The sequence below is a fragment of the Streptomyces sp. KL116D genome, assembly GCF_030766975.1.
Lineage (GTDB): Bacteria > Actinomycetota > Actinomycetes > Streptomycetales > Streptomycetaceae > Streptomyces > Streptomyces longispororuber_A.
The window spans coordinates 64,830-90,689 of record NZ_JASERH010000127.1; the positions used below are offsets into that span (position 1 = coordinate 64,830).

19 protein-coding genes are annotated in these 25,860 nt (G+C 71.0%); 7 read left to right on the top strand and 12 right to left on the bottom strand.

Annotation, left to right across the window (positions count from 1 at the left end; translation table 11 throughout):
- Nucleotides 1-6: 6 nt before the first annotated feature.
- The 7 genes from pulA to RBJ77_RS47355 form a co-directional block, all read right to left on the bottom strand.
- The gene (gene pulA / locus RBJ77_RS47325) at nt 7-5,331 is read right to left on the bottom strand and encodes a pullulanase-type alpha-1,6-glucosidase (protein WP_372350635.1); all 5,325 of its coding nucleotides are present in this window, start codon (nt 5,329-5,331) and stop codon (nt 7-9) included.
- Nucleotides 5,332-5,439: 108 nt separating this feature from the next.
- Nucleotides 5,440-7,140: a carbohydrate-binding module family 20 domain-containing protein gene (locus tag RBJ77_RS47330; protein WP_372350636.1), complete on the bottom strand. Its 1,701-nt coding sequence runs from the start codon at nt 7,138-7,140 to the stop codon at nt 5,440-5,442.
- A gap of 311 nt (nt 7,141-7,451) precedes the next feature.
- Complete coding sequence (locus tag RBJ77_RS47335; RefSeq protein ID WP_372350637.1) at nt 7,452-8,507, bottom strand: LacI family DNA-binding transcriptional regulator; 1,056 nt, start codon at nt 8,505-8,507, stop codon at nt 7,452-7,454.
- Entirely contained in the window at nt 8,495-10,153 is a 1,659-nt protein-coding gene (locus RBJ77_RS47340; RefSeq protein WP_372350638.1) for a glycoside hydrolase family 13 protein, read from the bottom strand. The genes RBJ77_RS47335 and RBJ77_RS47340 overlap by 13 nt, the downstream gene beginning before the upstream one ends.
- A 52-nt stretch (nt 10,154-10,205) precedes the next feature.
- Nucleotides 10,206-11,114 (bottom strand): sugar ABC transporter permease, encoded by a 909-nt coding sequence (locus tag RBJ77_RS47345; protein ID WP_372350639.1) that lies wholly within the window; start codon nt 11,112-11,114, stop codon nt 10,206-10,208.
- Nucleotides 11,115-11,136: 22 nt separating this feature from the next.
- Nucleotides 11,137-12,144 carry a carbohydrate ABC transporter permease gene (locus RBJ77_RS47350; protein WP_372350640.1) on the bottom strand — a complete coding sequence of 336 codons (1,008 nt, stop codon included), beginning with the start codon at nt 12,142-12,144 and terminating at the stop codon, nt 11,137-11,139.
- Between the two features lie 132 nt (nt 12,145-12,276).
- Nucleotides 12,277-13,554 carry an extracellular solute-binding protein gene (locus RBJ77_RS47355; protein ID WP_372350641.1) on the bottom strand — a complete coding sequence of 426 codons (1,278 nt, stop codon included), beginning with the start codon at nt 13,552-13,554 and terminating at the stop codon, nt 12,277-12,279.
- Between the two features lie 399 nt (nt 13,555-13,953).
- On the opposite strand from RBJ77_RS47355, the gene RBJ77_RS47360 reads away from it, so the two are divergent.
- A complete protein-coding gene (locus tag RBJ77_RS47360) occupies nt 13,954-14,982 on the top strand; it encodes a LacI family DNA-binding transcriptional regulator (RefSeq protein ID WP_372350642.1) in 1,029 nt (342 codons plus the stop codon).
- Between the two features lie 141 nt (nt 14,983-15,123).
- Entirely contained in the window at nt 15,124-16,041 is a 918-nt protein-coding gene (locus tag RBJ77_RS47365; protein ID WP_372350643.1) for a carbohydrate kinase family protein, read from the top strand.
- Here the strand turns inward: RBJ77_RS47365 and RBJ77_RS47370 are convergent.
- Together RBJ77_RS47370 and RBJ77_RS47375 are read right to left on the bottom strand one after the other, a co-directional pair.
- On the bottom strand, nt 16,030-16,881 hold the full coding sequence (locus RBJ77_RS47370; RefSeq protein ID WP_255966647.1) for a class II fructose-bisphosphate aldolase: 852 nt from the start codon (nt 16,879-16,881) through the stop codon (nt 16,030-16,032). The two genes, RBJ77_RS47365 and RBJ77_RS47370, sit on opposite strands and share 12 nt — an antisense overlap.
- A gap of 34 nt (nt 16,882-16,915) precedes the next feature.
- Nucleotides 16,916-17,800 carry an SIS domain-containing protein gene (locus tag RBJ77_RS47375; RefSeq protein ID WP_372350644.1) on the bottom strand — a complete coding sequence of 295 codons (885 nt, stop codon included), beginning with the start codon at nt 17,798-17,800 and terminating at the stop codon, nt 16,916-16,918.
- Between the two features lie 147 nt (nt 17,801-17,947).
- On the opposite strand from RBJ77_RS47375, the gene RBJ77_RS47380 reads away from it, so the two are divergent.
- The 3 genes from RBJ77_RS47380 (at nt 17,948) to RBJ77_RS47390 (ending at nt 20,914) form a co-directional block, all read left to right on the top strand.
- On the top strand, nt 17,948-18,727 hold the full coding sequence (locus RBJ77_RS47380; RefSeq protein ID WP_255966649.1) for a DeoR/GlpR family DNA-binding transcription regulator: 780 nt from the start codon (nt 17,948-17,950) through the stop codon (nt 18,725-18,727).
- A 197-nt stretch (nt 18,728-18,924) separates the two neighbouring features.
- Nucleotides 18,925-20,124, top strand: coding sequence for an MFS transporter (locus RBJ77_RS47385; RefSeq protein ID WP_372350645.1), 1,200 nt, complete (start codon nt 18,925-18,927; stop codon nt 20,122-20,124).
- Between the two features lie 49 nt (nt 20,125-20,173).
- Nucleotides 20,174-20,914 carry a maleylpyruvate isomerase family mycothiol-dependent enzyme gene (locus RBJ77_RS47390; protein WP_372350646.1) on the top strand — a complete coding sequence of 247 codons (741 nt, stop codon included), beginning with the start codon at nt 20,174-20,176 and terminating at the stop codon, nt 20,912-20,914.
- A 36-nt stretch (nt 20,915-20,950) separates the two neighbouring features.
- Here RBJ77_RS47390 and RBJ77_RS47395 read toward each other — a convergent pair whose 3' ends face one another.
- Nucleotides 20,951-21,361: a MarR family winged helix-turn-helix transcriptional regulator gene (locus tag RBJ77_RS47395; protein ID WP_372350647.1), complete on the bottom strand. Its 411-nt coding sequence runs from the start codon at nt 21,359-21,361 to the stop codon at nt 20,951-20,953.
- A 225-nt stretch (nt 21,362-21,586) separates the two neighbouring features.
- Between RBJ77_RS47395 and RBJ77_RS47400 the strand changes: the two genes are divergently transcribed.
- Entirely contained in the window at nt 21,587-22,984 is a 1,398-nt protein-coding gene (locus tag RBJ77_RS47400; protein ID WP_372350689.1) for an MFS transporter, read from the top strand.
- 170 nt (nt 22,985-23,154) lie between these two features.
- Nucleotides 23,155-23,694, top strand: a complete 540-nt coding sequence (locus tag RBJ77_RS47405) for a hypothetical protein (protein ID WP_372350648.1) — start codon at nt 23,155-23,157, stop codon at nt 23,692-23,694.
- Nucleotides 23,695-23,747: 53 nt separating this feature from the next.
- Here RBJ77_RS47405 and RBJ77_RS47410 read toward each other — a convergent pair whose 3' ends face one another.
- On the bottom strand, nt 23,748-24,413 hold the full coding sequence (locus RBJ77_RS47410; protein ID WP_372350649.1) for a response regulator: 666 nt from the start codon (nt 24,411-24,413) through the stop codon (nt 23,748-23,750).
- Nucleotides 24,410-25,669, bottom strand: a complete 1,260-nt coding sequence (locus tag RBJ77_RS47415; protein WP_372350650.1) for a sensor histidine kinase — start codon at nt 25,667-25,669, stop codon at nt 24,410-24,412. Before RBJ77_RS47415 ends, RBJ77_RS47410 begins: the two co-directional genes overlap by 4 nt.
- Nucleotides 25,670-25,860: the final 191 nt, after the last annotated feature.

Here is a 25,860-nt window from a genome sequence, read left to right on the forward strand (position 1 = left end):
CGGGGGTCAGCGGGTGAAGACCGCGACGGTGCGTGCGGGGACCGTGAAGGTGCCCGAACTCTTGCTGTACGACGCCGACTTGACGATCTCGTCGGCGCCCTCGGCCTGGACCGGGTGCAGGCGGTAGGCGTCACCGGCGAGGCCGGCGACCGTCTGCTCCTGGCTCTTCGGGGTCGCGTTGAAGACGACCACCAGGTCGCCGAGGCGCATCGTGATGACGCCCGGCGTCTCGTCCTTCCCGGAGAGCGGGAAGGACAGTTCCTTCTGGACCTGCCCGGCCGTGGACAGGTGGAAGGCGGACTCGTCCGTGCGGATCTTCAGGAGCTCCTGGTACGCGGCGGACGCCCCGGTGATCTCCGGGCAGCCCGGCACCTGGACCGACGTCAACAGGGGCTTGGCGTAGGGCCACTTGTCCTTGTTGTCGGCGGCCGGGGGCAGACCGCGCCCGAAGCCGTTGCCCGCGCGGCAGTCCCAGTGGATCGCGTTGAACCAGTCGCCGCTGTCGAACGAGTTCCGGTCGAGGGACTTGGAGCGGAGCAGGTCGCTGCCCGCCTGGGACAGGGCCGGGCCCTGCGACAGGGCGGCGGTGGCCATGGCGAGGACCTGCATGCGGGCGCGGTCGGCCGCGCTCGTCGTGGCGGGCAGCTTGTACGTCAGCGCGTCGAACAGCGACTCGTTGTCGTGGGCGTCCGCGTAGGCGAGGGCGTCGCCGGGGGCGTCCGCGTAGCCGGCGGGCGCTCCGTTGTAGTCGACGCCGGAGCCCTTGACCTTCTTGCCGTCGGTGTCGGTGAACTCGTAGGCCGCGAGGTTCCCGGACAGGCCGACCTTGATGAGGTCCTGGTAGTGCAGCAGGCGCGCCTTCTGCTCCGCCTCCGTGCCGTTCGCCTTCGAGGAGTTCGGGTCGGTGTAGAGGCCGCTCGCGAAGCCCTGCACGCCCGGGTCCTCGTCGAAGGGGCCGCCGCCGCGCACCGCGTCACGGGACCGGTCGGAGAAGGTGGCGATGCCGGTGCCCGCCATGTTCTTCTGCGTGGCCTGCACGAAGCGGGCGTCGTCGGCGATCTCGCCGAAGTTCCAGCCCTCTCCGTAGAGGATGATCTTCTTGCCGTCGACGCCGTCCTTGGCGACGGTCAGGGCGTCGAGCGCCTTGCGGACGGCGAGGATGTTGGCCTTGGGGTGGTGGCCCATCAGGTCGAAGCGGAAGCCGTCGACCTTGTACTCCTTGGCCCAGGTGACGATCGAGTCGACGACGAGCTTGCCCATCATCGTGTTCTCGGGGGCGGTGTTGGCGCAGCACGTGGAGTTGGCGACGGAGCCGTCGGCCAGCAGCCGCTGGTAGTAGCCCGGCACGATCTTGTCGAGCACGGACGTGTCGGCCTGGCCGCTGCTGGTGGTGTGGTTGTAGACCACGTCCATGACGACGCGGAGCCCGTCCTCGTTCAGCGACTTGACCATGTCGCGGAACTCGACGGTGCGGGCGGTGCCGTCCGGGTCACTGGCGTACGAGCCCTCGGGGACCGTGTAGTGGTACGGGTCGTAGCCCCAGTTGTAGGCGTCCTTGGCGGCGGCCTCGGTCACGCACTCCTGCTGCTTGTCGCTGTCGGCGGCGTAGGAGGCCAGGTCGCAATCAGGGGTGGCCTGTTCGGACTTCTTCTCGGGGATCGTGGCGATGTCGAAGGCGGGCAGCAGGTGCACGTACGACGTGCCGGCCTTCGCGAGTTCGCGCAGGTGCTTGGAGCCGTCGCTGTCCTTGTCGGTGAAAGCGAGGTACGTGCCGGGGTGCTTGCTGGTGCGGTCCTCGGCGGAGAAGTCGCGGATGTGCAGTTCCTGGATCTGCGCGTCCTTCATCGCGACGGCGGCGGGCTTCTTCAGGCCCGTCCAGCCCTTGGGGGCGAGGGACTTGTCGTCGAGGTCGACGACGAGGCTGCGCTCGGAGTCGGTGGTCAGGGCCACCGAGTACGGGTCGGTGACCTTGTTGGTGACGAGCTTCTGGACGCTCGGCGCCCACACCGTCACCGCGTACCGGTACTTCTCGCCGCTCCAGGCCTTCGCGGAGCCGGTCACGGACCACACGCCGCTCGCGTCGTCGCGGCGCATCGCCAGGTTCTTGCCGCCGAGTTCCAGTTTCACGTCGTGCGCGGTCGGCGCCCACACGGACAGGGTGACCCTGCCGTCCTTGAACACCGGCCCCAGGGAGGCCTTCTCGGCCTGCGCGCCGTACAGGTCGTCGAGGACGCCCTGGGTCTGCACGCCCGTCCCGGTGACCAGGGCGCCGTTGGCGATGCGCTGGGTGAGGACGGTCTGGCCGGCCAGTGCCTCGCGGATCCGGTCGCGGTCGCGGGCGTCCACGGTGAACGCGGCGTAGTCCTTCAGGTGCGGGAACTTCGCCTTCTGCGCGTCACTGAGCGACGACGCCCGGAGGCGCAGCCACCGTCCCTCGCTGCTGAGCGCGACGTCCTTCACGGTGATGCCGCCGTCGCGGGCATACACCAGCTGTGTGGACAGCGCGGAGCCGCTCGCCGTGTCCTTCGGCAGGACGACGGTGTCCGCGTCGATCCACTGCGCCTGCGCCCTGGTGAGGTCGAGGTCGGGGGCCGAACCGACCGACGGGAGCAGATAGGTGGTGTCGCCGGAGTTCAGCCACACCTCGTGCCCGTACGTCGTCAGGTCGAGCGAGCGGTCGGTGGGGATGTCCTTCTCGTCGCCCTTGTGCACGATGTAGTTGAGCGAGGTGGCGCCGTCCGCCAGGGGCACCTCGAAGGTGATGCCGTAGGCGTCCTTGCCGGTGGGCTGGAGCGGTTTCGACCAGTCGGTGGGGTTCGCGGCACCCGTCCAGGTGTGCAGGCCCCAGCCGTCGTAGTCACCGTCGGCCCGGTGGACGTGGATGATCGCCTTGGTCTTGTCGGGGGCCGGGTACACGCCGTCCGGCTTCGTGGTCTCCTGGCCGTCCTTGCCCTGCTCGACCCAGACCTCGCCGGTCTTCGCCAGGTCGACGGTCCGCTCGCCGCCGTCGGCGGTGCCGGACTTCTCGACCGTGTACGTCAGGGACGACGCGCCGTCGGGCACCTTCACCCAGGCGAAGGCACCGTACGCGTCGCGGCCGCTGAACTCCCCCGTGCTGTCACCGGACGTGAGGGTCCAGCCGGTGTAGTCGCCGTCCGTGCGCTTGTAGTGGACGATCGCGTGGTCCCGGTCGACGGCGCTCGGCTTCTCGGCCGCGGGCGCCTGCCCCGCCGTCGTGTCGGCGAGGGCGCTCGCGGTCCGTCCGGCGCGGTCCACCACGACTGCCTTGTACCGCAGTGCCGTTCCGGCGGACACCGTCTCGGGCAGATACTGCGTGATCTTGTACGGGGCGTGGTCGACGGAGCCGAGGGTGCGCCACGCGCCGTTGCCGACCTGTGCGGCGAAGACGACGCGGGCCGATGCGGTGTCCCCGGGGTCGGCGGTGAGCGTGACGGTGCCGGTGGCGCCGGCGGCCGGGGCCTTCAGCGACAGCGTGGGCTTCGCCGTCGGCGCGGGCAGCCGGCTCTCGGCGCGCAGCACCAGGGACGACAGGGCGGGCACGGTCACCGTGACGGTGCCGTCGGTCGCCGTCTCCTTGCCCGAACCCCCGTACAGGGCAAGGAACTTCGCGGACTCGACGGGAAGCGTGACGGTCTTCGCCTCAGTGGCGTTGTTGACCGCGACGACATACTCGCGGTCGTCTTTCCCTGTCCGGGAGAAGGCGTACACGGAGTCCTTGGCGTAGAGCTCCTTCTGGGCCCCGTCGGTCAGCCCCGGGTTCGCCTTGCGCAGTTTCGCCAGCGCGGCGATCGACTCGTAGAGCGGGTGCTCGGTGTCGTACGCGTCGTCGGCGTGGGTGCGGTCGGTGCCGATCTCGTCGTCGTCGAGGTAGTCGTCGACCTTCGAGCCGAACATCGTCTGCCGGGCGTCCTTGTCGCCGCCGGCGCCGGTGAAGCCCTGTTCGTCGCCGTAGTAGACGACGGGGTTGCCGCGCGACAGGAACATCACCTCGTTGGCGAGCTTGTCGCGCTTCAGCAGTTCGGCGTCCGAGGCCTTGGGGTTGTCGGCCTTCAGGAAGGTGCCGATGCGGCCCATGTCGTGGTTGCCGAGGAACGTGACCTGCTCGTAGGCGTTGGCCTTGTCGGACGCGTACTTGTAGTCGTCGGCGAAGACCTTCGTGAGCCGGTCGGCGCTCGCGCCCTGCGAGGCGTAGGCGCGGGCCGCGTCCTGGAACGGGAAGTCGAGGGTGGCGTCGAGGCGGCCGCGCGTCACGTACGGGGAGGTGACGTCGGTGTCGGCGGAGTAGACCTCGCCGAACATGAAGAAGTCGTCACGCCCCTGCTTGGCGGCGTACGTGTCGAGGGCCGTCGCCCACTGGGTCCAGAAGTCCAGGTCGACGTGTTTCACGGTGTCGATGCGGAACCCGTCGATGTCGAAGTCGTGGACCCACTTCTGGTAGATGTCCCGCATGCCCTTGACGACCTCGGGCCGCTCGGTCCACAGGTCGTCCAGGCCGTTGAAGTCGCCGTAGGTGGCGGACTCGCCCTCCCAGGTGGAGTCGCCGCGGTTGTGGTACATCGTCGGGTCGTTGAGCCAGGACGGCACCATCTCGCCCGTGTTCTTCGGCGTGTACGGGAACGCGTCGGCGTCGACCTTCGCCATGCCCCGGCTGTCGTCGAAGGGGCGGCCCGCGCTGTCGAGGTACGGGAAGGCGCCCTTGGGGCGGTAGCCGTACTTCTTCTCCGCGTAGTCGACGGTGTCGGCGGTGTGGTTCGTGATGACGTCGAAGAAGACCTTCATGCCCTTGGCGTGCGCCTTGGCGATGAGGGTCTCCAGGTCCTTGTTGGTGCCGAAGTGCGGGTCGACCTGGGTGAAGTCGGTGATCCAGTAGCCGTGGTAGCCGGCCGACGCGTCCTTGCCCTCGCCCTGGACGGGCTTGTTCTTGAAGATCGGCGCCATCCAGATGGAGGTGGTGCCGAGGTCCTTGATGTAGTCGAGCCGCTTGGTCAGGCCCTTGAGGTCGCCGCCCTGGTAGAAGCCCTTGTCGGTGGGGTCGTACCCGGTGGCGGTGCGGCTGCCGGTGAGTCCGCCCTTGTCGTTGCCGGTGTCGCCGTTGGCGAACCGGTCGGGCAGGACGAAGTAGAACTGCTCGTCGGTCGCGTCGTGGCGGGCCGGTTCGGCGGCCAGCTTCGCGTCGGACGGGGGTTTCGGCGGGGCGGGCGCCGCGGACGCCGCCGTGGCCGTGTGCAGCGCGGTGGCGAGCAGCGCCGTGACGGCCGCCGCGGCCGCGGCCTTCCGTGACGCGCCGAGCGCGCCTCTTCTTCGGTTCACCTTGAGGGCCTCTCTGGACTGTGCTGGGTCGTGCCGGGCGCGGCCGACCGCCCGGCGCCTGCGGGGAGGCGGGGCGCCGGACGGTCGGCCGTGCAGAGGTGGTGGTGGTCAGCTGCGCCAGGTGTCGGACAGGGTGACGGCGCCGGAGGAGGAGACGGTGGCGGTGCGGTTCGCGCCGCTCTCCCACGTCACGGTGCCGTTCGCGTCCTTGCGCAGGTACTTGTACTCGAAGGACGTCCCGGCGGGCAGGGCGACGTCGAGCTTCCAGACGGGGTACGCGGCCGGGTCCAGCTTGAGGGCGTTGCCGGTGTTCCAGTCGCCCAGCTGGGACTTGTTCCCTGTGACGTAGATGTTCTCGCCCCAGGCGGTGGTGGCGTTGACGCTGAAGGAGGCGCCGGCGGCCGGTTCGGGGTCGGTGGTGGAGCCGCTGCCGCAGGTCTTCGCGCCGACGTGCAGGGCGAGCGCGGTGTTCGCCGCGAGGGTGGCGGTGAACTGGCCCGACGCGTTCACGGTGACGCCCTTGCCGCTCTGCACGTCGCAGTAGTCGCCGGCGGGCAGCGACGTCTGGAAGGTGCGGGTCAGCGACGCGCTCTCGTGGTTGAGGGCGACGTACGCCTTGGCACCGCGTCCGAAGGCGATCTGGTCACCACCGTTGTCCCACCAGTCGGTGACGGCCTCGCCGCGTGCCGCGTTGCGGAAGCCCACCATGGAGGAGATCTCCCGCCAGGCGTGCTGGCACTTCCAGCCGTCGGTGTAACAGGCGCTGACCGCACCGGAGTTGGGCGGGCCGGCGTCCTTGTCGGTCCACTCGTAGCCGGAGTGCACGTCGGGCGAGCCGTAGGGCCAGGCCAGCATGAAGACGTTCGCCAGGGTGTAGTTGGCGCCGTCCTTGTAGTTGAGGGTGTCGCCGCCGCGCTCGGTGTCGTGGTTGTCGACGAACACGGCCGACTTGCCCGAGGACATGTAGCCCCAGGACTCGCCGAAGTTCTTCAGGTAGGCGAGGTTCTCGCTGGTGAAGACGCGCTTGAGGTCGCGGGCGTAGCGGAACTCCTGGACGTCGCCGTTGCCGAGGTACTCGCTGGGCGAGACCGCCTCCCCTGCGCCGTAGATGGCCTCCTGCTTCCAGTACGCGTCCGGCTTGGTGAGCCGGGACTTGATGTTCGCGAGGTCGGCCGCCGCCATGTGCTTGGCGGCGTCGATCCGGAAGCCGTCGACGCCGAGGGAGAGCAGGTCGTTCAGGTAGCCGGCGATCTTGCCGCGCACGTAGTCCTCGCCGGTGTCGAGGTCCGCGAGGCCGACGAGTTCGCACTCCTGGACGTTGGTGCGGTCCTGGTAGTTGCTGATCGTCGCGGTGCAGTTGTCCATGTCGGCGGCCGAGTAGACGCCCGGGTAGTCGTACTTGGTGTACGAGGAGCCGCCGGTGCCGGTGCCGGATCCGGCGGACATGTGGTTGATGACGCTGTCGGCGACGACCTTCACGCCCGCCGCGTGGCAGGTGTCGACCATGCTCTTGAAGGCGGCGCGGTCGCCGAGCCGTCCGGCGATCTTGTAGCTGACGGGCTGGTACGAGGTCCACCACTGGGAGCCCTGGATGTGCTCCTGCGGCGGGGAGACCTGGACGTAGCCGTAGCCGGCCGGTCCGAGGGTGGTGGTGCACTCCTTGGCGACCGAGGCGAAGTTCCACTCGAAGAGCACCGCGGTGACGTCCTTCTCACCGGGCGGCGCCGCCTGGGCCGGGGCCGGGATCGTGACGGCCGCGGCGGCTCCCGCGAGGACGGCGAGTGCTGCGGCCACGGACTTTCTGGCCATGGTTCCTCCTGATGCGAAGGGGCAACGCGCCATGCCCGTAAGGCCGTTGGGGGGGGTAACGATCACGACCGATCGTCTTACATCTTCTTGCTGCAAGTGATTGCGGTCGTGACCGTACGAGGCCCCGACGAGATGGTCAACCCTCCCGGCACACCCTTCTCGACAGGCCCGGGAAATTGGGGAACTTCGCTTGCAAGGTCTTACGCAAGCATTGCATCGGTGTTACGTTCAACCACGCTTCCGGTCCGGCGCCGAGGACCCGGTCACGCCGGGTTCCACGCGCCCGGCGTCCGGACCGGAGCGCCAGACGTTCAGCGGGCCGCCGCGGTGGATCCCCGGACGACCAGCTCGGGCTGGAACACGAACTCCGTGCGCTGCACGGGGGTTCCGCCGATCTCCTCCAGGAGCGCCCCGACCGCCGCCGTCGCCATCGCCTGCACCGGCTGGCGCACCGTGGTCAGCGGCGGGTCGGTGAACGGGATGAGCGGCGAGTCGTCGAAGCCGATCACCGAGACGTCCTTCGGCACGTCGAGACCGCGCTCCCGGACGGCCCGGATGACGCCGAGCGCCATGGGGTCGCTGCCGCAGACGATGCCGGTGCAGCCCTGGTCGAGGAGTGCGCCGCCGGCCGCGTGGCCCCCTTCCACGGTGAACAGGGTGCGCTGGATCAGCCCCTCCGCCTCGTCGTGGGGCAGGCCGAGGAAGGCGTGCAGCGCGGCGACGAAGCCCTCCGCCTTGCGCCGCGAGGGCACGAACCGGGTCGGGCCGATGGCCAGGCCGATGCGCTCGTGCCCCAGGTCGATGAGGTGCCGGACGGCCATCCGTGCCGCCGACCGGTCGTCGGGCGACACGAACGGTGCGTTGACGTGCTCGTTGAATCCGTTGATGAGGACGAACGGCACCTTGCGCTCGGCGAGACGCGCGTAGCGCGCCGGGTCCGCCGTCGTGTCGGCGTGCAGCCCCGACAGGAACACGATGCCGTTGACGCCGCGCTCCTCCAGCTGCTCGACGAGCTCGTCCTCGGTGGATCCGCCCGGCATCTGGGTGCAGAGCACCGGCGTGTACCCGTAGCCGGCCAGCACCTGCTCGATGACCTGCGCGAACGCGGGGAAGATGGGGTTGGTCAACTCGGGGATGACCAGCCCGATCAGCCCCGCGCTGCGCTGCCGCAGCCGCACCGGACGCTCGTAGCCGAGGACGTCCAGGGCGGCGAGCACCCGCTGCCGGGTCGCTGCGGCGACGCCGGGTTTGCCGTTCAGCACCCGGCTGACGGTGGCCTCGCTGACCTGGGCCTGCGTGGCGATGTCCTGGAGCCGCAGGGTGCCGTTCTCGGCACCCCGCGGCACAGAGATCGTCACGCGGCCCACCAGACCGTGCAGTCCGCGGGCAGCTCGATCTCGCCGTCGGTCACCTCGACCGGCGAGCTGGCCAGCAGGACCGTGCCGGGCGCGGGGACGCGGACCGGGGCGCCGGTGGTGTTGACGGTGCAGGCGAAGCCGGGCCGCTCGAAGTGCAGCAGTCCCGCGGGCGCCCCGTCGTGCCAGGTGACGCTCTCGCCGGCACCGAGGCCCGCGGTCTCCCGTCGCAGGGCGAGCGCGGAGCGGTACAGCTCCAGGGTCGAGCCCGCCACCCCGGTCTGCGCCTCGACGCTGAGCTCGCCCCAGGTATCGGGCTGGGGCAGCCAGCTGCCGCCGTCCCCGAAACCGTACGAGGGGCCGGTGCGGGTCCACGGGATCGGCACCCGGCAACCGTCGCGGAAGCCGTCCTGGCCCTGGGCGCGGAAGAACGACGGGTCCTGGCGCACCTCGTCCGGCAGGTCGGTGACGTCGGGCAGGCCGAGTTCCTCGCCCTGGTAGACGTACGCGGAGCCGGGCAGCGCCAGCATCAGCAGCGTCGCCGCCCGCGCGCGGCGCAGGCCGAGCTCGCGGTCGCCCGGGGTGCGGATCTGGGTGCCGCCGGGCGGGTTCGCGTACCGGGTGGCGTGCCGGGTCACGTCGTGGTTCGAGAGGACCCAGGTGGCCGGGGCGTGCACGGGCCGCATCGCGTCCAGGGACGTGTCGATGATCTTGCGCAGCTCGTCGGCGTCCCACGGGGCGCCCAGGTACTGGAAGTTGAACGCCTGGTGCAGTTCGTCGGGGCGGACGTAGTTCGCGGTCCGCTCGACGGTCGGCGTCCACGCCTCGGCGACGAAGATCCGCTCGCCGTCGTACTCGTCGAGGATCCGGCGCCAGGTCCGGTAGATGTCGTGCACGCCGTCCTGGTCGAAGAACGGCATGACATCGTTGCCCAGCAGCTTGAGCTGGTCGTGGCCGCCCAGGTCGGGCAGCCCCTCGGCCTTGACCAGGCCGTGGGCGACGTCGATCCGGAAGCCGTCGACGCCCATGTCGAGCCAGAACCGCAGGATCGAGCGGAACTCGTCGGCGACGGCGGGGTGTTCCCAGTTCAGGTCGGGCTGCTCGGGGGCGAACAGGTGGAGGTACCACTCGCCGTCGGGCAGGCGGGTCCAGGCCGGGCCGCCGAAGATGGACTCCCAGTCGTTGGGCGGCAGTTCGCCGTCCGCGCCCTTGCCCGGCCGGAAGTGGTAGCGGTCCCGCAGCGCGGAGCCGGGGCCGTCGGCGACGGCCCGCTTGAACCACTCGTGCTGGTCCGAGGAGTGGTTGGGCACCAGGTCGACGATGACGCGCAGGTCGAGCGCGTGCGCGTCCCTGATCACCGCGTCGGCGTCCAGGAGCGTGCCGTACATCGGGTCGACGGCCCGGTAGTCGGCGACGTCGTAGCCGCCGTCGGCCTGCGGCGACGCGTAGAAGGGGGACAGCCACACCGCGTCCACGCCCAGCTCCCGCAGGTACGGCAGCCGACGGCGAATGCCTTCCAGGTCGCCCGTCCCGTCGCCGTCGCTGTCGGCGAAGCTGCGCGGGTAGACCTGGTAGATGACCGCGTCCCGCCACCAGTCGGTGGACTCGCGGGTCGTGGTGGGCGTCGCGGAGACGTCCGTGGAGTGCTGCTGGCTCATGGCGTCCTTGAAACGTGAGGGGCCGGACAACTGGTCGATGGTGCGGGGTGGTTCAGCCCTTGGTGCCACCCGCCGTCAGGCCGGTCACCAGGTTCTTCTGGACGAGGTAGAAGACGGCGGAGATCGGGATGGCGATCAGTACGGCCGTGGCGGCCATGTACTGGCTCTGTGCGTCGTGCTCACTGATGAAGGTCTGCAGGCCGACGGCGAGGGTGTACTTGCGGTCGTCGAGCATGAACGTGTTGGCGAAGGCGACCTCGCTCCACGCCGTGATCATGGTGTAGAAGGCGGCGACGGCCAGGCCCGGCCGGGCCAGCGGCAGGATGAGCCGGAAGAACGTGCCGAACGGGGAGAGCCCGTCGACGCGGCCGGCCTCGTCGATCTCCAGCGGGATCGTGTCGAAGTAGCCCTTCATCAGCCAGGCGCAGTACGGCACGGCCGTCGTCAGGTAGACGACGATCAGGCCGGCGTAGGTGTCGATGAGGCCGAGGTCCGACAGGATCACGTACATCGGGACCATGAGGACCGCGACCGGGAACATCTGCGTGACCAGCAGGATCCACATGAACTTCTTGTAGCCGGGGAAGCGCATGCGCGAGACCGCGTAGCCGCTGGTCGCGGCGACGAGCACACCGATCACGGTGGTGCCGAGGGACACGACGAGCGTGTTGCCCAGCCACTTCAGGAAGTTGGTGTGCTGGAGCACGTACGAGTAGTTGCCGAGCGTCGCCGTGTCGAGGATGCGCGACGGGTGGAGGTAGTCGTCCTTGCCCGGGCCGAGCGAGAGGAAGATCAGCCAGCCGATCGGGAAGAGCGCGACGAAGCTCGACACGATCAGCACGGCGTGGGTCACCAGCGACGCCCGGCGGCTGCGCCGGCCCCGGCGATCCGCGTTCACCCGCGGGACGGCCGCGGCCGACTGCTCGGGGACGGAGGTCTTGGTGAGGGTCTGGGTGCTCATGGCGGTGTCTCCTCCTACGGCGTCAGATGGTGGCTGATACGTCATTGCGGTTCAGCCAGCGGCGGTAGACGGAGGTGAACACGATGAGGATGGACAGGAGCAGCACGCCGTACGCGGCGGACTGGGCGTAGTCGCGCGGCTGCTGGCCGAAGCCGAGCCGGTAGGCCCAGGTGACGAGGATCTGCGCGTCGGGCGCGGTGTTCCCGAACAGCAGGAAGATGATCGCGAACTGGTTGAACGTCCAGATGATGCCGAGCAGGACCACGGTGGAGCTGACCGACCGGAGGCCGGGCAGGGTCACGTGGCGGAAGCGCTGCCAGGCGTTCGCGCCGTCCATCTCGGCGGCCTCGTACAGGGACGCGTCGATCGACTGGAGTCCGCCGAGGAGCGAGACCATCATGAACGGCACGCCGCACCAGGTGTTGACGAGGATCGCGGCGAGCTTCTGGAAGAACGGGTCCTCCAGCCAGGCCGGGTCCGGCAGACCGACGGCGGCGAGCGTGGTGTTGATGACACCGGCGTCGGCGAGCATGAACCGCCAGGCGAAGACGGTGACGAACGTCGGCACGGCCCACGGCAGGATCAGCATCATGCGGTAGGCGGTGCGGCCGCGCAGGTTCTTCTGGTTGAGCAGCAGCGCGAGACCGAGCCCGATGACGTAGTGCAGGACGACGCAGGACGCGGTCCACACGATCGTCCAGATGAAGTGCGACCAGAACCGGTCGTAGGCGGTCGGTCCCCACAGGATGTCGGCGTAGTTGTCGAGGCCGATGAACTGGTAGGTGGCGTCGATGTGGTTGACGCCGATGGTGCGGGCCGAGTTGAGGCTGTCGGCGTCGGTGAGCGTCAGGTAGAAGCCGCGCGCCAGGGGATACAGCACGATCACGGCGAGTACGACGACGACCGGGGCGATCATCGCGTACGCGTACCAGTGCTTCTGGTATCCGTTCTTGACGCGGGCTATGAGGCCCGGGCGCCGGCCGCGGTCACCACCGCTGGGGGCGGCCGGGCTCTCGACGGCGACAGTCATGGGGGAACACCTTCTGGTCTGCGGCTTCAGGAATGTGCACAGGGCCGTACGGCGACGAAGCCGTACGGCGGGTGCCGCGGTCCCACGCGCGGGGCGGGCTGCTGGGCGGGACCGCGGCACCTGATCGGGGGACTACTTCGTGAAGCCGTCCGGCAGGAGCTTGCCGTACTGGGTCACCACGTCGGAGAGGGCCTTGCCGACGCCCTCCTTGCCGCTGGCGGCCTTGGGCAGCTCGGTGTCGAGCGGGCCCCACAGCGAGCTGTACTCGGGCAGCTCCTGCCGCGGGCTGGCCGCGGCGAGCACCTTCTGGTAGCCGGCGAGGCCCGGGTCCTTGGTGACGTCGGCGGTGTAGGCGTCGTCACGGGTGGGCAGCGTGGCGTTCTTCAGCGCGATCGCGGTCTGCGTCTTCGCGGAGGTCATCCACTTGACGAACTTCAGGGACGCGTCCTGGTGCGCCTTGTCCGAGCCCGCGTACACGGAGAGGTTGTGGCCGCCGGTCGGGGCGCCCGCCTTGCCGGTGGAGCCGGCCGGGACGGTGGCGACGCCGAGGTTGTTCTTGTCCTTGAAGGCCGAACCCTTGTAGAAGTTCGTGACCTCCCAGGGGCCCTCGATCGTCATGGCGACCTTGCCGTTGACGAAGGCGTCCTGGCGGTGGGCGTAGGAGTCGGCGGTGACGTCCGCCTTGTGGAGGCCCTTGCCGTCGAAGGTGCTCAGCCAGGTCTTGCCGGCCTTCTGGCCCTCGGCCGAGTTCACGGTGATCTTCTTGCCGGCGGCGTCGATCGTGTCGGTGCCCTCGCCGAGCAGGAACGGCTGGAAGTAGTAGCCCTTCTCGGAGCCCCAGTAGCCGTCGACGCCGGTCTTCGCCTTGATGGTGGCGGCGGCCTTCTTCAGCTCGTCCCAGGTCTTCGGCGCCTCGGTGATGCCGGCCTTCTCGAACAGGGCCTTGTTGTAGACGAGCCCGAGGGTGTCCGTGACCAGCGGGACGCCGTAGGTCTTGCCGTCGTACTCGGCCTGCTTGACCAGGTTGGGCTGGAACTTGTCCTTCTCCGCGAGCGCCTCGGTGCCGTCGAGCGGCAGCAGGTAGCTCTTCTTCGCGAACGCGGGCGTCCAGCCGACCTCGGCGCGCAGCACGTCCGGGGCGCCGCTGGCGCCGGCCGCCGTGTCGAACTTGTTCTGCGCCTGGTCGAAGGGCACGTTGACGTACTTGACCTTGATGTCGGGGTTGGCCTTCTCGAAGTCCTTCACGAGGGCCTTGTACGTGGGCGACTCGTTGGTCGCGTTCGACGTGTCCCACCACGTGATGGTGACCGGGCCGGAAGCCTTGCCGCCGTCGTCGTCGCTTCCGCCGCAAGCCGTCGCCGCGAGAGCGAGGGACGCCACCACCGCAGTGGCCGCTATGCCACGCCGCATGAGATCTCCTAGGGGTAAAAGCCCGTCTGTGGGCGGAGAACGGTCCCGTCCGCTCCCCTGACCGACTCGCCGACTGCACCGTTGCGGCCGCCGGGCGACGTGAACGTAACAGCGCGGAAAGCCCGACGGAAAGAGCTTGCGCGAAATTTCTGCAAGAGCTCGTCATCGTTACATCGCCGTGTCCTGAAGGTTGCCGAAGAATCGCTTGACAGGCCTCCCCAGATCGGGACAAACAGTCATCAAAGGTCCGCAACTCTCGCCGCAAGAAGGTGAGTTGGTCGCGCCGGAGGGGCGATTCCCGGCCGCGCGCATTCCTGCAACGGCTTCCAGCGGGGCGGCTGCGGGCGGTTTCTCCTCACTGGTGGGCATTCCCGCAGGTAACCGGTACAGTCCACTTCCATGACCGCGCGGCTCGCCGACATCGCAGCCCAGGCGGGGGTCAGTGAAGCCACAGTCAGCCGCGTGCTCAACGGCAAGCCCGGCGTGGCCACCGGCACCCGCGAATCAGTTCTGGCCGCACTCGACGTGCTCGGCTACGAGCGGCCGCCGCGCTTGCGCACCCGCAGCGCGGGCCTGGTCGGCCTGATCACCCCGGAGCTCGACAACCCGATCTTCCCGGCCCTCGCGCAGGTCATCGGCCAGGCGCTGACGCGCCAGGGATACACGCCGGTGCTCGCCACCCAGACCCCCGGCGGGTCCACGGAGGACGAGCTGACCGAGATGCTCGTGGACCGCAGCGTCTCCGGCATCATCTACGTCTCCGGGCTGCACGCGGACACCACCGCCGACACCCAGCGCTACGACCAACTGCGCGGCCAGGGCATCCCGTTCGTGCTGGTCAACGGATTCTCGCCGCAGATCAAGGCACCGTTCGTGTCGACCGACGACCGGGCCGCGACGCGCCTCGCGGTGGCGCACCTCGCCTCGCTCGGCCACACCCGGATCGGGCTCGCGGTCGGCCCGCGCCGGTTCGTGCCGGTGCAGCGCAAGATCGAGGGGTTCCAGGCGGGGATGGCCGAGCGGTTCGGCCTCACCGACGACCAGAGCGAGGCACTGGTCCAGCACTCCCTCTACACGATGGAGGGCGGCCAGGCCGCGGCGACCACGCTCCTTGCGCAAGGCTGCACGGCGATCGTCTGCGCCAGCGACATGATGGCGCTCGGCGCGATCCGCGCCGCCCGCCAGGCCGGCCACCGGGTCCCGCAGGACGTCTCCGTCGTCGGCTTCGACGACTCCCCGCTGATCGCCTTCACCGACCCGCCGCTGACCACGATCAGGCAGCCGGTGCAGGCCATGGGCCAGGCGGCGGTCCGCGCGGTCCTGGAGGAGATCGGCGGCACGCCCGCCCCGCACACCGAGTTCGTGTTCATGCCGGAACTCGTGGTCCGCGGCTCGACGGCGGCGGGACCGGCGACCCGGAAGGCCTGACGCCGGAGACCGCCACAACCCTGCAAAGCGGCCTTGAAAGTTTCTGCAAGCTCTTGCCAGCCGTGTGGCGGCGGTGTTTCACTCGGCCTCCGAGGCCCTCAACACCCCGTCCACACCTGCCGGTTCAGGAGCCGCTCTCCCATGACAGCAACCTCGTACGACATCCTCGTGGCGGGCGGCACCGGCGTGGACACCATCGTCCGCGTGCCCGAGCTGCGCATCCCGGCCGGCGACTCGGTGTTCGTGCCGCCCGTGCGCGACTACGTCGGCCACACCGGCAACGGCGTCGCGCTCGGCGCCCACGCGCTGGGCATGACCACCAAGTTCGTCGACTTCCTCGGCGACGACGTCCAGGGACAGCAGATCCTCGCCGCCTACGCGGCCGCCGGCCTCGACTTCAGCCATGTGGTGACGCCGCACGGCACGCCCCGGGGCGTCAATCTCGTCGACGCGCAGGGCCGCCGCTTCTCCTTCTTCGACGGCCGCCACCCGGCCGACCTGCGGCTGCCGCGCGACTTCTACCTGCCGTATTTGGAGCGTGCCCGGCACGTGCACCTGGCCATCACGGGTGTCACGAAGGACATGTACGCCGACGTCCACCGGCTCGGCATCCCCAGCTCGACGGACCTGCACGACTGGGACGGGACGAACCCGCACCACCGCGCCTACGCGCTCGCCTCCGACTACGTGTTCCTCAGCGCGGCCGCGATCCACGACCGGCTCGACGAGGTGCTGCGCTCGATCCTGGCGCAGGGCCGGGCCCGGCTGGTCGTCGCGACCGACGGCGCCGCCGGGTGCCACGTCCTGGAGCGCGGCGAGGAGAAGCCCCGGCACTTCCCCGCCGTCCGGCCCGAGCGTCCCGTCGTCGACACGAACGGCGCGGGCGACGCGTTCGTGACCGCCTTCCTGCACGCGCTGTCCCAGGGCGGGTCCGTGGAAGAGTGCGTCCTCGCCGGATCGGTGTCCGGGGCGTTCGCGTGCGGCGCGGCCGGCACGCACACCGAGTTCATCGACCTGCCCGGTCTGCGTGCCGCCTGCGCCCGGGCGTCAGCCCTGTAGCACCGTGATCAGTTCGCTCACGGTACGGGTCATGGCCTCGCGCCCGACCGTGAGGTACTTGCGGGAGTCGACGGCGTCGGGATGCGCCGCGAGGAACTCCCTGATGGCCGCGGTCATCGCGATGTTCAGGGCCGTGCCGACGTTGACCTTCGCGATGCCGCCGCGCACGGCCGCGGTCAGTTCGGCGTCCGGGACGCCGGACGAGCCGTGCAGCACGAGCGGCACGTCGAGGCCGTCGGCGAGCCGCTTGAGCAGATCGTGGTCGAGGGCGGCGGTCCGGGTCGTCATCGCGTGCGAGGACCCGACGGCGACGGCGAGCGCGTCGACCCCCGCGTCCGAGACGTAGGCGCGGGCCTCCCCGGGATCGGTACGGGCGCCGGGCGCGTGCGCGTCGAGCGGCCCCCGCCCGTCCTTGCCGCCGACCTCGCCCAGCTCGGCCTCCACCCACAGGCCGTTGGCGTGACCCCAGTCGGCGGCGGCACGGGTGGCCGCGAGGTTCTCGTCGTAGGGCAGGCGCGCGGCATCGTACATCACCGAGCTGAACCCGGCGTCGGCGGCCTGCCGCAGCAGGTCGTCGCTCTGTACGTGGTCGAGGTGGAGGGCGACGTCGACCCCGGCCCCCTCGGCGACGGCGGCCGCGGCGCGGGCCAGCGGCAGGAGCCGGCCGTAGCGGTAGCGGACCGCGTTCTCGCTGATCTGCAGGACGACGGGGGCGCCGACGGCCTCGGCGCCCGCGACGACGGCCTCGACGTGTTCGAGCGTGATGACGTTGAACGCGGCGACGGCGCCGCGCCGGTCCGCGGCCGCGCCGACCAGCGTCCCTGTTGCTGCGAGGGGCACGGCCCCTCCCTTCGTGAGTGCCGGACTGCTGCGGTCAGTTGTCGGCCAGGATCACCGAGCGGGTGAGGTGGCGCGGCTGGTCCGGGTCGAGCTCCCGGCGCGCGGCGACGGCGACGGCGAGCCGCTGGGCGCGGACCAGCTCGGCCAGCGGGTCGAGGCGGCCCTCGACCCACAGGGCGCCGGTCGCGGCGACCTGCTCGGCGAGCCCTTCGGGCGCCTCGCCGAGCATCCAGGTGGCGGTGCCGGCGGTGGTGACGCTGATCGGGCCGTGCCGGTACTCCATCGCCGGGTACGCCTCGGTCCAGGACAGCGACGCCTCGCGCATCTTCAGCGCGGCCTCGTTGGCGAGACCGACGGTCCAGCCGCGGCCCAGGAACGTGAACTGGCCGCACTCCACGAGCCCTTCGGGCAGCGGCTCGGCGAGCGCGGTGCGCGCGTCGGCGACGGCCTGCTCGGTGTGCAGTCCGAGGTGGGCGCGGAGCAGGGTCAGCGCGGTGGTGGCGAAGCGGGTCTGCACCACGGACCGCTCGTCGGCGAACTCGAGCACGACGAGGTCGTCGGCCGCGGTCCTGATCGGCGTGTTCGGGTCGCCGGTGATCGCGGTCGTGCGGACCGTGCCCTTGAGGGCGGCCAGCAGGTCGAGGACCTCGGTGGTGGTGCCCGAGCGGGTCAGCGCGATCACCCGGTCGTACGTCCGGCCCGCCGGGAACTCCGAAGCGGCGAACGCGTCCGTCTCGCCCTGCCCCGCCTGCTCGCGCAGCACGGCCGCGGCCTGCGCCATGAACCACGAGGTGCCGCAGCCGACAATGGCGACCCGCTCCCCCGCGGCCGGCAGCGCCGCCTTGTGCTGCACGGCGAGCCCCGCGGCCCGCGTCCAGCACTCCGGCTGGCTGTTCAGCTCGTTCTCGACATGACTCATGCCGTGCCCCACTCCCTCGATCCAGCTGATGCTCGTTACTGCAAGATATAGCGAGCTTTCACGCACAATCAAGCATTCCTGCGCACAGCGGCTAGGGTCTGTCCGACCGGGTCCTCAGACCGGTCCGTAGACGATTGGAGGCCGCGGATGTCCCGCGACGCCCGCTGGAAGTCCCTCCTGGAGCTGCTCGTCGAGCGCGGCCGCCTCGACGTCGAGGAAGCGGCTGGTGAACTGGGCGTCTCCGCGGCCACGATCCGCCGCGACTTCGACCAGCTCGCCGAGCAGCAGATGCTGGTGCGCACCCGTGGCGGCGCCGTGGTGCACGGGGTCAGCTACGAGCTCCCGTTGCGCTACAAGACCGCGCGGAACGCCTCCGAGAAGCAGCGCATCGCCAAGGCCGTCGCCGAACTCCTCACCCCCGGTGAGGCGGTGGGCCTGACCGGCGGCACGACGACCACCGAGGTGGCCAGGGCGCTCGCCGTCCGGTCCGACCTCTCCTCCGGCACCCCGGCCCTGACGATCGTCACGAACGCGCTGAACATCGCCAACGAACTGGCCGTACGGCCCCAGTTCAAGATCGTGCTGACCGGCGGGGTCGCCCGCCCCCAGTCGTACGAGTTGATCGGACCGCTCGCGGACGGCGTGCTCGGCCAGATCACCCTGGACACGGCCGTGCTCGGTGTCGTCGGTCTCGACGTCGAGCAGGGCGCCTCCGCGCACGACGAGGCGGAGGCCGCGATCAACCGGCTGCTGTGCGAGCGGGCGGAGCGCGTGGTGGTCGCGGCGGACTCCAGCAAGCTGGGCCACCGGGCGTTCGCGCGGATCTGCGACGTCGCACAGCTGGACATCCTCGTCACGGACACGGCGGCCGACAAGGCGGTGCTCGGCCGGTTCGAGGACGCGGGGGTCCAGGTCGTCGCCGTCTGACCCTCCGGCCCTCCGGCCCTCCGACCTGACCGGTCAGGAAAGTAGCAGGCGCGCGGTGCACGGGCACCGCGCGCTTCTTCATGCCCCGCCGCACCCACCCCTGTGTCCCGCACCCGTCCGACCTCCCCCTTTCCGTGCTCCGCGCCACACCGCGAACCCCCTTGTCGAGAGCGAGAGTCCACCCCTAACCTGACTTTGTGCCGCTACTAAACAAACTCGCCACCGTCAGCGCCGACGGCCCGCGACCCACGTCCCTCACGCGACTGCGCATCGCCCTCACCGTCTTCTTCGCCCTCGACGGCTTCGTCTTCGCCGGGTGGGTGGTGCGGATCCCCGCCATCAAGGAGCAGACCGGGGCCTCGGCCAGTGAGCTCGGCCTCGCCCTGCTCGGGGTCTCGGCCGGCGCGGTCGTCACGATGATGCTGACGGGACGGCTGTGCCGGCGATTCGGCAGCCACGCGGTGACCGTGGGCTGCGGCGTGCTCCTGCCGCTGACCGTGGCGCTGCCGCCGCTGACCCACACACCGCTCGCGCTCGGCCTCGTCCTGCTGGTGTTCGGTGCGGCGTACGGCGGCATCAACGTGGCGATGAACAGCGCGGCCGTGGATCTGGTCGCCGCGCTGCGCCGGCCGGTGATGCCCAGCTTCCACGCCGCCTTCAGCCTCGGCGGCATGGTCGGTTCGGGCCTCGGCGGACTGGTCGCCGGGCACCTCTCCCCCACCCGGCACCTGCTCGCCATCACGGTGATCGGCCTCGTCGTCACCGCGGCGACCGGACCGGCGCTGCTGCGGCACCCCTCGCCCCGGCCGCCCGGGCAGATCCGGACGCGGCAGCCGCGCGGCCTCGACCGCGGCGTCCGCGGTCTCGTCGTCGTCCTCGGACTCATCGCACTGTGCACGGCGTACGGCGAAGGGGCCCTGGCCGACTGGAGCGCGCTGCACATGGAGCAGGACCTGGGGGCCCGCCCGGGCGTCGCCGCGGCCAGCTACGCGTGCTTCGCGTTCGCCATGACCATCGGCCGGCTGTCCGGCACGGCGCTGCTCGAACGGCTGGGCAGGACCCGGACGCTGGTGTTCGGCGGGGCGACGGGCGCCGCCGGGATGCTGCTCGGTTCGCTCGCGCCGTGGGCGTGGCTCGCCCTCGTCGGCTTCGCGGTCACCGGGCTCGGCCTGGCGAACATCTTCCCGGTCGCCGTCGAGCGCGCCGGAGCGCTGGCGGGCCCCACGGGCGTGGCCGCGGCCTCCACCCTCGGCTACGGCGGCATGCTGCTGGGGCCGCCCGCGATCGGATTCATGGCGGACTGGTTCTCGCTGCCGACGGCCCTGACGAGCGTGGCGCTGCTGGCCGCCGTGGCGGCGACGATCGCCTTCGCCACCCGGCACACGGCCACCACCTGAATCACCGAACCGTGCCATCGAGCGCCCTCGAACCGGCAGACTCGGCGGCATGGAGACAGCCGAACACGTACGAGTCGTCGACACCGAAGGCCAGTTGCTGGCGGCGGCCGCCGAAGAGGCGGGCGTCGACGCGAAGGTGTCGACCTGCCCGGGCTGGCAGGTCCGTGACCTGGTGCGCCACCAGGGCGCGGTGCACCGCTGGGCCGCCTCGCACATCGCGGAGGGGCACAAGTCCCGCCAGCCGCTGGAAAATCCCGACCACCTCGACGGCGACGAGCTGCTGGCCTGGTTCCGGCAGGGCCACCGGCAGTTGCTCGACACGCTGCGCGGCGCACGCCCCGACGTGGACTGCTGGGCGTTCCTGCCCGCTCCCTCACCGCTCGCGTTCTGGGCGCGGCGGCAGGCGCACGAGACGACGGTGCACCGGGTCGACGCCCAGTCGGCGCTGACCCGGGTCTCCCGGGACGAGCCCGACCCGATCACCACGGAGTTCGGGGTGGACGGGATCGACGAGCTGCTCACGGGTTTCCACGCGCGGTCGCGCAGCAAGGTCCGGTCGGACGTGCCGCGGGTGCTGCGGGTCAGGGCGACGGACGCGGACGTCACCTGGACCGTGCGCATCACCGGGGAACCGCCCACGGCCGAGCGCGGCGCCTCGGCCCCGGCGGACTGCGAGGTGGTGGGGCCCGCCGCCCGCCTCTACCTGGCGCTGTGGAACCGGCTGCCGTTCCCGGACGTCACCGGTGACGCCGCCCTCGCGGCGCTGTGGCGGGAGCGGTCGGGGATCTGACCCGGGCGCGGGCCGTCAGAACCTGTTCGCAGGCTCTCAGTCGTCGCTCTCCAGCATCCGGCTGAGGACGGCCCGCTGCACCGGCCGCACCTCCGTGTGCAGGTCGCGGCCCTTCGGGGTGAGGCAGACCCGCACCCCGCGCCGGTCCTCGCTGCACATCCCGCGCTCCACGAGACCGTCCTTCTCCAGGCGGCCGATGAGGCGGGACAGGGCGCTCTGGCTGAGATGGACCTGCCCGGCGATCTCCTGCACCCGGAACCCGGACGTGCCGTCCTCCGCCGTGCCCTCGGCGAGCACGTCGAGCACCTCGAAGTCGCTGGCGCCCAGGCCGTGCCGGTGCAACGCGCGGTCGAGTTCGCACATCGTGCGCGCGTGCACCGAGAGGATGTCCCGCCACTGGTCGACGAGGCCGGTCGCGACCCGCGCCTCCGCTTTTCCTGCCGCCATAACCGCACCGTAGCAGAAAAGTCAGACTTTGTTGCATCGGAATTAAATGCACTTGCAGTCAATGCATACGCATGTAATCTGCTCCGCATGACCTCTCCGCTCACCAACGCTCCGACGTCCCCGGAGCAGTCCGCGCAGGAGCAGTCCGCGCAGGAGCAGTCCGCGCCGCACCACGAGCACTGGTCCCCCCGCCTGTGGGGCACCCTGCTCGTGCTCTGCGCCGCGATGTTCCTCGACGCGCTCGACGTGTCGATGGTCGGCGTCGCCCTGCCGTCGATCGGCTCGGAACTCGGCCTGTCGACCTCGACCCTGCAGTGGGTCGTCAGCGGCTACATCCTCGGCTACGGCGGACTGCTGCTCCTCGGCGGCCGCGCGGCCGACCTGCTCGGACGGCGCCGCGTCTTCCTCATCGCGCTCGGCGTCTTCGCTCTCGCCTCGCTGCTCGGCGGGCTCGTAGACTCCGGTCCGCTGCTCATCGCCAGCCGCTTCATCAAGGGGCTGAGCGCCGCGTTCACCGCGCCCGCCGGCCTGTCCATCATCACGACCACGTTCGCCGAGGGACCGGTCCGCAACCGCGCCCTGTCCATCTACACCACCTGCGCCGCCACCGGCTTCTCCATGGGCCTCGTCCTCTCCGGCCTGCTGACGGAGGCGAGCTGGCGCCTGACGATGCTGCTGCCCGCGCCGATCGCGGTGATCGCGCTGCTGCTCGGCCTCAAGCTGATCCCGCACAGCGCCAAGGAGGAGAACCACCGCGGCTACGACATCCCCGGCGCCGTCACCGGCACCCTGTCGATGCTGCTGCTCGTCTTCACCGTGGTCCAGGCACCGGAGGCCGGCTGGGGCTCGGCCCGCACGCTGCTCTCCTTCCTGGCCGTCGCCGTCCTGCTCGTCGTCTTCGTCCGCATCGAGCGCCGCTCGCCCGGCCCGCTGATCCGGCTCGGCGTCCTGCGCTCCGGGTCCCAGATCCGCGCCCAGCTCGGGGCGATGACCTTCTTCGGCTCGTACGTCAGCTTCCAGTTCCTGGCGACGCTCTACCTCCAGTCGCTGCTCGGCTGGTCGGCGCTGAGCATGGCGCTCGCCTTCCTTCCGGCGGGCGCGCTCGTGGCGCTGTCGTCGACGAAGGTCGGCGCGGTCGTGGACCGCTTCGGCACGCCCCGGGTCATCGCCGCCGGCTTCACGCTGATGGTCGTCGGCTACGCGCTCTTCCTCCGCATCAACCTCGACCCGGTCTACACGGCCGTCATCCTGCCCACGATGCTGCTGATCGGCGGGGCCTGCGCCCTGGTCTTCCCCTCGCTCAACATCCAGGCCACGAACGGCGTGCACGACGACGAGCAGGGCATGGTCTCGGGCCTGCTCAACACGTCCGTGCAGGTCGGCGGCGCGATCTTCCTGGCCGTCGTGACGGCCGTGGTGACGGCGGGCGCCCCGGCGGACGCCTCGCCGCAGGCGGTCCTGGACAGCTTCCGGCCCGGGCTCGTCGTCGTCACCGCGGTCGCCCTGGCGGGTCTGCTGATCACCCTCACCGGTCTGCGCACGCCCCGCACCCAGGACACGATCGTCGTCGTGAAGTCGGTGCAGACGGAGGCCGACGAGGAGCGGGTCGCGGTGCGGGACTGATCCGGCACCGCGTTTCGGGGGACGGGCCCCGCAGTTGACGTGACGTCAGCTGCGGGGCCCGCGGTGCAGCCGGGGCCCAACTGCCCTGTGCGCCCGATGGGTTCGTTGATTTCGGGACCAGGGGGTACCCGGAGACGGACGACATCCGGAGCGAGCGAGGAGGTACAGCCGTGCACCGTCTCAAGCAGCGTCTCGACCACAGCCTGCCCGCCCAGGCCGTGCTCATCTTCCTGCTGGGAGTGGGGATCTCCGCCCTCTTCCGTCCCGGCGAACACCCGGTCCTGTGGGTGATCAAGGCCGCGCTCTACACCGCCATCGGCATCACGTTCGTGGCCGTGGCGCGCCGCAAGGCCGGACGCGCGGCCGGCACCGACGCGCGCGGCGTGACCGACCTCGCGCGCAAGATCCGGCACCGGGAGGTGCCCGAGGACCCGGCGGAGCGGGACTCGATGCGGCGGCTCGTCGCCGACCAGAAGGGCCGGATCGAACGCGGGCGGCGCTGGCTCCCGTACAGCCTGGGCCTCATGGGCCTGCTGGCCGCGGGCATGCTCGTGCTCGGCGCCGTCTCGGGCTCCTGGGGCTTCCCGCTGCTCTTCGCGCTCGGCGTGGCCGTCTTCTGCGTCTGGATCCTGTGGGTGCGCCGCCGCAATCTCGACCGGCTGCACGCGATGGAGGCGGCCCTGGGGACCGACGCGAGGGCGCACGCCTGACGGCAGGGCCTTGACGTCAGGAACCTGCCGCCGGGCCCGGCGAAGGTGCCGGGTCAGCCCAGCCAGCCCGGCCGCACCAGGCCCGACTCGTAGGCCAGGACGACCAGTTGGGCCCGGTCGCGGGCGCCCAGCTTCACCATCGTGCGGCTCACATGGGTCTTCGCGGTGAGCGGGCTGACGACGAGGCGGCGGGCGATCTCCTCGTTGGACAGCCCGATGCCGACGAGCGCCATCACCTCGCGCTCCCGCTCGGTCAGCCGGGACAGCGACGCGGCGGCCGCGGGCTCCTTGGAACGCGCCGCGAACTCCCCGATCAGGCGCCGCGTCACCCCAGGCGAGAGCAGCGCGTCGCCGTGCACCACCGCACGGACGGCGCGCAGCAGCTCCTCCGGCTCGGTGTCCTTGACCAGGAAGCCCGAGGCACCGGAGCGGATCGCCTCGAAGACGTACTCGTCGAGCTCGAAGGTGGTCAGCATGACCACCTTCACCTCTCCCAGTTCCGGTTCCTCGCCGATCCTGCGGGTCGCCGCGAGCCCGTCCAGGAGCGGCATCCGGATGTCCATCAGGACGACGTCGGGCCGCAGTTCGCGCACCAGGCGCACGGCCTCCTCGCCGTCCGCGGCCTCGCCCGCGACCTCGATGTCGGACTGTGCGTCGAGGAGCGCCTTGAACCCGGCGCGGACGAGCGACTGGTCGTCGGCGAGCAGTACGCGGATCAACGGGGGTCCTCCGGAGACGGTGCGGGCGCTGCCGCTCGGGCGGTGAGCGGCAGTTCGGCGACGACCCGGAAGCCGCCGTCGGGGCGCGGGCCCGCCTCGATCGTGCCACCGAGCGCGGCGGCACGCTCCCGCATTCCCGCGAGTCCGTTGCCGCTGCCGCCTGCCTCGGTCCGGCTCGCGGGTCCGTCGTCGTCCACGGTGACGGTCAGCAGGCCCTTCCCGTAGCGCAGCCGGACCCGCGCCGCGCGCGACCCGGAGTGCCGTACGACGTTCGTGAGCGCCTCCTGCACGATGCGGAACGCGGCGAGGTCGGCACCCGGCGGCAGGCCCACCCGCTCCCCGTCCGTCGTCACGCCGACGGTGAGCCCGGCCCCCGACGCCTGCTCGACGAGTTCCGGCAGCCGGTCGAGGCCGGGCGCCGGGGCCCGCGGCGCGTCCCCGGGCGCCCGCAGGGTGTCCAGCACCTGCCGCACCTCGCCCAGCGCCTCCTTGCTCGCGGCCTTGATCGTGGTCAGAGCCGTCCGCGCCTGCTCCGGGTCGGAGTCGAGCAGCGCGAGGCCGACGCCCGCCTGCACGTTGATCACGGAGATGGAGTGCGCCAGCACGTCGTGCAGTTCCCTGGCGATGCGCAGCCGCTCCTCGTCGGCCCGCCGCCTGGCGGCCCGCTCCCGCTCGGCGCGCGCCTGCTCCCACTGCTCGCGCCGCACCCGGGCCAGCTCGGCGATCGCGACGACGGCGAGCACCCACGCCGCGACGAACCCCTCCTGTCCCCAGGCCGCCGGACCGTCGCCCGACGGCGGCAGGTACCGGTAGAGCCAGTGCGAGATGACGACGTGCCCCACCCAGAAGAGCCCGACGGCCCCCCAAGCGGCCCACCGGCGGCCGGCGATGATCGCCGCGAAGCAGCCCAGGGCCACGGTGATGAACACCGGCCCGTACGGGTATCCGGCGCCCAGGTACACCGTCGCGCACAGCGCTGTCCCGTACGCGACGGCCACCGGGTACCGCTTGCGCCAGAGCAGCAGCGCGCCGCCGGCGAGCAGCAGCAGCCGGGCGAAGACGTCGAGGGCGGCGCGGTCGCTCTGGCCGTGCGCGGCGAAGTTCGAGCCGAGCAGCACGAACGCGGTGACCAGCACCGTGGACCGCCACGGCCAGCGGGCGTCACCGCCCCGGTTCCACCACGCGGGCCCCTGGCTCCACCACGGCAGCCCCGGCCGCGTCCATGGGGGGCCGCCCCGTCCTCGCTGCTCGTCCATGCCGCCACGCTAAGGGCCGCGGGCCCTCGTGAGCGTCAGCCGGGCGAGGTGATCACCCGTACTCCCCGTGGAGTACGGGTGAGTGCGGGCGAGTACGGGACGCCCGGGTGTCCGGCGTCCCGTGCGGAGGTTCACCCCGTGCGGAGGTTCACCCCGTGACCGCGCCGGTGGTCCGCCGGTTCGGGGCCCGG